Source organism: Streptomyces boncukensis (assembly GCF_011045075.1).
GTDB lineage: Bacteria > Actinomycetota > Actinomycetes > Streptomycetales > Streptomycetaceae > Streptomyces > Streptomyces boncukensis.
Map to the genome: position 1 here is coordinate 1 of NZ_JAAKZZ010000356.1, position 7,995 is coordinate 7,995.

2 protein-coding genes are annotated in these 7,995 nt (G+C 76.4%); both read left to right on the forward strand.

Going from position 1 to position 7,995, the window contains the following annotated elements; all coding sequences use genetic code 11:
- The coding region (locus G5C65_RS26355; protein ID WP_165301436.1) for a non-ribosomal peptide synthetase at positions 1–6,393 on the forward strand (6,393 nt) is incomplete at its 5' end.
- Positions 6,390–7,995 (forward strand): condensation domain-containing protein (locus G5C65_RS26360; RefSeq protein ID WP_165301437.1); only part of this gene is annotated, 1,606 nt, incomplete at its 3' end. The genes G5C65_RS26355 and G5C65_RS26360, both read left to right, overlap by 4 nt.

Consider the following 7,995-nt stretch of genomic DNA (forward strand, 5'->3'; position numbering starts at 1 on the left):
ACCGCCCGCGCCGCCGCCCTCTCCCACCGGCTGGCCGAGGCCGGCGCCGGCCCCGACACCCTGATCGCCCTGGCCGCACCCCCCGGCACCAGCTTCGTCACCGCCATCCTGGGCATCCTCGGCGCAGGAGCAGCCTGGGTCCCCCTGGACGTCACCGCCCCGGTCCCCCGAGGGGCAACCCTGCTCAGCGACAGCCGAGCCCCCCTCCTCCTGCACACCGCAGACCAGGAGGACTACGCCCGCCAGACAGCAACCGCCTCCGGCACCCACGCCCGCCTCCTCGCGCTGGACTCCGCGCCCCACCGGCACACCGGCACACCACCGGCAACAGCACACCCCCACGACCTCGCCTACGTCCTGTTCACCTCCGGCTCCACCGGCCGCCCCAAAGGCGCCATGGTGCACCGCGCCGGCATGGTCAACCACCTGCACGCCAAGATCGAAGACCTGGACCTGCACGAGAACGACACCCTCGTGCACAACGCACCCGTCACCTTCGACATCTCCATCTGGCAGATGCTCACCGCCCTCGTCACCGGCGGCACCACCCGCATCGTCCCCCGCGAAACAGCCACCGACCCCCAAGCCCTCTTCCACCTCGTGGACGCCGAACACATCACCGTCCTGGAAGTCGTCCCCTCCCTCCTGCGCGCCGCGCTGGACGGCTGGGACGCGGGAGCCGAGACGCCCGCGCTCGCCCCGCTGCGCCGCCTGGTCGTCACCGGCGAGGCGCTGCCCGCCGACCTCGCGGTCCGCTGGTTCGCCCGCTGTCCCGGCATCCCCCTCGTCAACGCCTACGGCCCCACCGAGTGCTCCGACGACGTCACCCACGCCACCCTCACCGGGCCCGACGACCTCACCCCCACCCACGCGCCCATCGGGGCGCCGGTCCGCAACACGGGCCTGTACGTGCTCGACGACCGCCTGCAGCCGCTGCCGCCCGGCACGCCGGGGGAGCTGTACGTGGGCGGGGACGGCGTGGGGCGCGGCTACCTGGACGACCCGGTGCGCACCGCCCGCGCGTTCCTGCCCGACCCGTTCCACCCGGAGCCCGGGGCACGGATGTACCGCACCGGTGACCGGGTGCGCCAGCTCGCGGACGGACGCCTGGCGTTCCTGGAGCGCGTCGACCACCAGGTCAAGATCCGCGGCCACCGCATCGAACTCGGCGAAGTCGAAACCACCCTGCGCACCCTCAACGGCATCACCGACGCCATCGCCACCACCACGCCCGACCCCCAAGGCAACACCCGACTCATCGCCCACATCACCGGAACCCTCGAACCGTCCGAAGCCAGATCCCAGCTGGCCACCCTGCTGCCCGACTACATGGTCCCCACCGCCATCCTCGTCCTCGACACCCTCCCGCTCACCCCCAACGGCAAGGTAGACCGCAAAGCCCTCCCGGAACCCGACCTCACCCACTCCGCCACCGGCCGCAAGCCCGCGACCGAGCACGAGGAGCTGCTCTGCCGGATCTTCGCCGAGGTGCTGGGCCAGGACGTGGTGGGGGCCGACGACGACTTCTTCGAGCTGGGCGGCCACTCGCTGCTGGCGAGCAAGGCGCTCAGCAGGCTGCGCCAGACGCTGGGCGCCGAGCTGCCGCTGCGGGCCGTGTTCGAGACCCCCACCGCCGCCGAGCTGGCCCAGCTGCTTCCGGACGCCGGACCCGCGCGCCCGCGGCCCGCCGCCGTACCGGAGGACGAGCGGCCGGACGAACTGCCGCTGTCGTTCGCGCAGCAGCGGCTGTGGTTCCTCGGCCACCTCGACGGCCGCGCCGCCACCTACCATCTGCCCCGCGCGCTGCGGCTGACCGGTGAGCTGGACCCGGACGCGCTGGCCGCCGCGCTCGGCGATGTCGTGGACCGGCACGAGGCGCTGCGCACCGTCTTCCCCGACGACGACGGCCGCCCCGCGCAGGTCGTGCTGGCGGCGGGCTCGGCACACCCCGCGCTGCCGGTGACCCGGGTGACGGAGGACGTGCTGGACGCGGTGCTGGCCGACCGCACCGCGCGCGCCTTCCGGCTGACCGCCGAACTCCCGCTGCGCGCCGAGCTGTTCGAGCTGGCGCCGGACGAGCACGTCCTGCTGGTCGTGCTGCACCACATCGCGGGCGACGGCTGGTCGGTGCTGCCGCTGGCCCGCGACCTGTGCACGGCGTACGGGGCGCGGCTGCGCGGCGAGGCGCCCGGCTGGGAGCCGCTGCCGGTGCAGTACGCCGACTACACGCTGTGGCAGCGGGAGCTGCTGGGCGACCCGGACGACCCGGAGTCGCTGGCGGCGCGGCAGCTCGGGTACTGGCGCACCGCGCTGGACGGGCTGCCGGAGGAGATCCCGCTGCCCACCGACAGCGCGCGCCCGCAGACCGCGTCCTGGCAGGGCGGGACCGTCGGCTTCGAGCTGCCCCGCGCGCTGCGCGAGGCGGTCGCCCGGCTGGCCCGCGAGACCGGCGCCTCGCCCTTCATGGTGCTGCACGCCGCGCTGGCCGCGCTGCTGGGCAAGCTCGGCGGGGGCGACGACATTCCCGTGGGCACCCCGGTCGCCGGGCGCGCGGACGGCGCGCTGGAGGGCATGGTCGGCTTCTTCGTCAACACCCTCGTGCTGCGTACGGACCTGAGCGGCGACCCCACGTTCCGGGAGCTGGTCGGCCGGGCGCGGGAGGCGGACCTGGCGGCGTTCGCGCACCAGGACCTGCCGTTCGAACAGCTCGTGGACGCGCTGGCGCCCACCCGCTCGCTGGCCCGCCAGCCGCTGTTCCAGGTGCTGCTGGCCTACCAGAACCACGAAGAGGCGGACTTCGCGCTGCCCGGCCTGACCACCCGGGTCGCCCCCGTGCCCACCGGCACCGCCCGCTTCGACCTGGCCTTCGAGCTGACCGAGCTGCCGGGCGGCGGACTCGCCGGGCAGCTGGAGTACAGCGCCGACCTGTTCACCGCCTCCGGTGCGGCCCGGCTCGCGGACCGGCTGGCCGCGCTGCTGGCCGCGCTGACCGCCGCGCCCGACGAGCCGCTGAGCGCCCGGGACGCGCTGCTGCCGCACGAGCGGGAGCTGGTCCTGGGCGCCTGGGACGGCTCCCGGGCCGAGGCGCCCGAGGCCGGCACGCTGCCCGCGCTGTTCGCGGACCGGCTCGCCCGCGGCCCGCACCGCGCGGCGCTGGACCTGGCGAGCGAGGGCACCGAGGTGACGTACGCCGAGCTGGACGCGGCGGCGAACCGGATCGCGCACCAGCTGATCGCGCGGGGCGTCGGCCCCGGCGACACCGTCGCGCTGGTGCTGCCGCGCTCCGCGCGCGCGGTCACCGCGCTGCTCGGCGTCCTCAAGGCGGGCGCGGCGTATCTGCCCGTCGACCCCGGCTACCCGGCGGACCGGGTGGCGCTCATGGTCGGGGACGCCCGCCCCGCCGCCGTCCTGACGACCCGGGACCACGCCGCCCGTGTCCCGTCCGACGGGACCCTGGCGCTGGTGCTGGACGCGCCGGAGACGGCGGCCGAGGTGGCGGCGCGCCCCGCGCACGACCCGACCGACGCCGAGCGGGTGCGCCCCCTCACCGCGCGGCACCCCGCGTACGTCATCTACACCTCCGGCTCCACAGGGCGCCCCAAGGGCGTGGCCGTGCCGCACGGCGCCGTGGCCCGGCTCGCCGCGCAGAGCGACCGGTTCGGGGTGTACGAGGGCACCCGGGTGCTGCAGTTCGCGTCGTTCAGCTTCGACGCGGCGGCCTGGGAGGTGTGCGCCTCGCTGCTGACCGGCGCGGTGCTGGTGCTCGCCGACGACGCGGACCGGGCGCCCGGCGCGCCGCTGGCCCGCCTGATCGAGCGGGCCCGCGTGGAGGTGGTGTGCCTGCCGCCGACCGTGCTCGCCGCCTGGCCGGAGGAGCTGCCGATGCCCGACGGCATCACCGTCATCACGGCGGGCGAGGCGTGCTCGCCCGAGCTGGTGGCCCGCTGGGCGGACGGCCGCACCATGCTGAACGCGTACGGGCCGACCGAGTCCACCGTGTGCGCCACCGTCAGCACCGCGCTCGACCCGCGCGCCGGCGGCAGGCCGCCGGTGGGCCGCCCGCTGGCGGGCACCCGGATCCGCGTCCTGGACGCGGGGCTGCGCCCGGTGCCGCCCGGCGTCACGGGCGAGCTGTATCTGGCGGGCGGCGGGCTGGCGCTGGGCTATCTGCACCGCCCGGAGCTGACCGCGCAGCGCTTCGTGCCCGACCCGTACGGCCCGGAGCCCGGCGCGCGCATGTACCGCACCGGGGACCTGGTGGCCTGGCGGCCCGACGGCACCCTGGACTACGTCGGGCGCGCCGACGACCAGGTCAAGGTCCGCGGCTTCCGAGTCGAGCCGGGCGAGGTCGTCACGGCGCTGCTGGCGCACCCCGCCGTGGGCCAGGCCGCCGTCGTCGTCCGCGAGGACCGCCCCGGCGTGCGGCAGCTCGCCGCGTACGTCACCCCGCGCGGCCCCGGGGCGGAGGAGCTGCGGGCGCACCTCGCGGCCCGGCTGCCCGAGCACATGGTCCCGGCCGCCTTCGTCACGCTGGACGCCCTCCCGCTGACCGGGAACGGGAAGCTGGACCGCGCGGCGCTGCCCGCGCCGGACCGCACCGGCGGCAGGGCGGAGCGGCGGGCGCCCGGCACCCCCGCCGAGGCGGCGCTGTGCCGGATCTTCGCCGAGGTGCTGGCCCTGGACGCGGTCGGCGCCGACGACAGCTTCTTCGACCTGGGCGGCGACTCCATCACCTCCATCCAGCTCGTCAGCCGCGCCCTGAAGGAGGATCTGCTGCTGACGGCGCAGGACGTGTTCACCCACCGCACCCCCGCCGGGCTCGCCGCCGCCGCGGGCAGCGCGGCGGACCGGCGGGTCGTCGGCGCCGACGACGGGGTGGGCGCGCTGGCGCCGACGCCGATCGTGCACTGGCTGCGCGAACTCGGCGGGCCCGTCGACGGGTTCCACCAGTCCGTCGTCGTACGCACCCCCGCCGGGGCCTCGCTGCCGGTCCTCGCCCGCGCCCTGCAGGCCGTCCTCGACCACCACGACGCGCTGCGGATCCGGCTGGACGACACCGGCGGCACCGGCGCGGACGGATCCGGCGCCTGGACGCTGCGGGTGCGCGAGTCCGGGTCCGTACTGGCCCGCGAGGTGCTGACCCGCACCGGCGTCGGCTCGCTGGACGAGGACGCCGTCGCCGACGCCGTCACCGGGACCGCGCGCGCCGCACAGCGGCGGCTCGCCCCGCGCGAGGGCACCGTCGTGACGGCCGTCTGGTTCGACGCGGGCCCCGAGCGCCCCGGGCGGCTGCTGCTCACCCTGCACCACCTGGTCGTCGACGGCGTGTCGTGGCGGATCCTGCTGCCGGACCTGGCGCAGGCGTACGCCGCAGCGCGCTCCGGGGAGCCGCCGGCGCTGGAGCCCGTCGGCACCTCGCTGCGGCACTGGTCGGGACTGCTCGCGCAGGAGGCCGAGGCCGGCCGGCGGGACGGCGAGGCCGCGCTGTGGCAGCAGCAGCTCGCCGGCGGCGACCCGCTGCTCGGGTCCCGCGCCCCCGACCCGGACCGCGACACCGTCGCCACCGCCCGCTCGCTGCGCCGCACCCTGGACCAGGAGACCACCCGCGCGCTGCTCACCGAGGTCCCGGCTGCCTTCCACGCCGAGGTCAACGACGTGCTGCTGACCGGCCTCGCGCTCGCCGTGGACGACTGGCGCGCCCGGCGCGGCGCGGAGCCGGGCGGCGGGGTACTGGTCGAGCTGGAGGGGCACGGGCGGGAGGAGTTCGCGCCCGGCGTGGACCTCGCCCGCACCGTCGGCTGGTTCACCAGCACCTGCCCCGTACGGCTGGACCCCGGCCCGATCGCGCGGGACGAGGCGTTCGCGGGCGGCCCGGCCGCCGGGCACGCGCTCAAGCGGATCAAGGAGCGGCTGCGGTCCCTGCCGGACCACGGCCTCGGCCACGGCGTGCTCCGGCACCTCGCCCGGGAGCCCGGGATCGCCGCCGCGCCCGCGCCGCAGCTCGGCTTCAACTACCTGGGCCGGCTGCCCGCGCCCAGCGACGAGGACTGGGCGCCGACGCCCGAGTCCGCGCTCGTCGCCGCCGGGGCCGACGACGGGATGCCGCTGCCGCACGTCCTCGACGTCAACGCGCTGACCGAGGACGGCGCGGACGGGCCGCGGCTGGCCGCCACCTGGACCTGGGCGGGCGAGCTGCTGGCCGAGCCGGAGGTGGCGGAGCTGGCGGACGCCTGGTTCCGGGCCCTCCAGGCCCTCGTCCGGCACGCGCACACCCCGCAGGCGGGCGGCCACACACCGTCCGACGTGGAGCTGCTGGCCCTGAGCCAGGACGAGATCGACGAGTTCGAGGCCGAGATGGCCGACCTGGCCGAGGAAGAGGAGTGGTCCCGGTGAAGCGCACGACGACGGCGCATCCGCAGCCGAGAAAGCCCAACCTCAGCGACGTCCTTCCGCTGACGCCGCTCCAGGAGGGCCTGCTCTTCCACGCGGTGTTCTCCCAGGAGCGCGAGCTGGATGTGTACGCGGTGCAGCTGGTGCTGGACCTCGCCGGGCCGCTGTCGCCCGACGCGCTGCGCGGCGCGGCGGCCGGGCTGCTGGAGCGGCACCCGAACCTGAGGTCCGCGTTCCGCTACCGCCGCAACGGCGAGCCCGTGCAGATCGTCCCGCGCGCCGTCGAGCTGCCCTGGACGGAACGGGACGCGCCCGACGCGCAGGAGGCGCGACGCATCACCGACGCGGACCGGGTGCGCCCCTTCGACGTGGCCCGCCCCCCGCTGCTGCGCTTCACCCTGATCCGCACCGGACCCGCCGCGCACCGGCTGGTGCTGACCGCGCACCAACTGCTGTTCGACGGCTGGTCGATGCCGCTGCTGGTGCGCGAGCTGTTCGCGCTGTACCGGGACGGCGGGGCCGAGCTGCCCCGCGTCACCCCGTACAAGACGTACCTCGCGCACCTGGCCCGGCAGGACCAGGACGCGGCCGAGGACGCCTGGCGGACCGCGCTGGACGGGGTCGCGGGGCCCACCCTTGTCGCGCCCGGGGCCGCGGGGCGCGCCGCCGCCGTCCTGCCCGAGCACTGCGAGCGGGAGCTGGACGCCGACCTCACCGCCGAGCTGGGCCGCTGGGCCCGGTCCCGCGGCCTGACCCTCAACACGCTGGTACAGGGCGCCTGGGCGGTGACGCTCGGCGCGCTGACCGGGCAGCGCGACGTGCTGTTCGGCGGCACCGTCTCGGGCCGCCCGCCGGAGCTGCCGGGCGTGGAGACCATGGTCGGGCTGTTCATCAACACCCTGCCCGTACGCGTCGAACTCGACCCGGCGAAGCCGTTCGCCGCCGTCCTCGCGGAACTCCAGGAGCGGCAGGCCGCGCTGCTGGGCCACCAGCACCTGGGCCTCACCCGCGTCCAGCGGTGCGCGGGCACCGGCGAACTGTTCGACACCGTTCTGGTCTTCGAGAACTACCCGCTGGACCCGGAGGAGATGGCCGAGCCCGCGCCGGGGCTGCGCATCACGGACCTCGCGGCGAAGGACGCCACGCACTACCCGCTGAGCCTGATCGTGCTGCCCGGCGAACGCCTCCGGCTGGACCTGGGCTACCGCCCCGACCTGTACACCGCGCAGCAGGCCGAGGACGTGCTGAGCCGCCTCACCGGCGTGCTGCGCCAGCTGCCGGAGGCGCCGGACGCGCCGCTGGCCCGGCACGGCGTCCTGCTGTCCGGCGAGCGCGAGCGGCTGCATCTGCGCCCCGCGCCCCCGGCGGATGTGGACCGGTTCACGGATGTGGTGGCCCGGGTACGGGAGCTGGCCGAGCGCACCCCGCACGCCCTGGCCGTCGACGACGGCACCACCCGCCTCAGCTACGCGGAGCTGACCGCCCGCGCCGCCGCCCTCTCCCACCGGCTGGCCGAGGCCGGCGCCGGCCCCGACACCCTGATCGCCCTGGCCGCACCCCCCGGCACCAGCTTCGTCACCGCCATCCTGGGCATCCTCGGCGCAG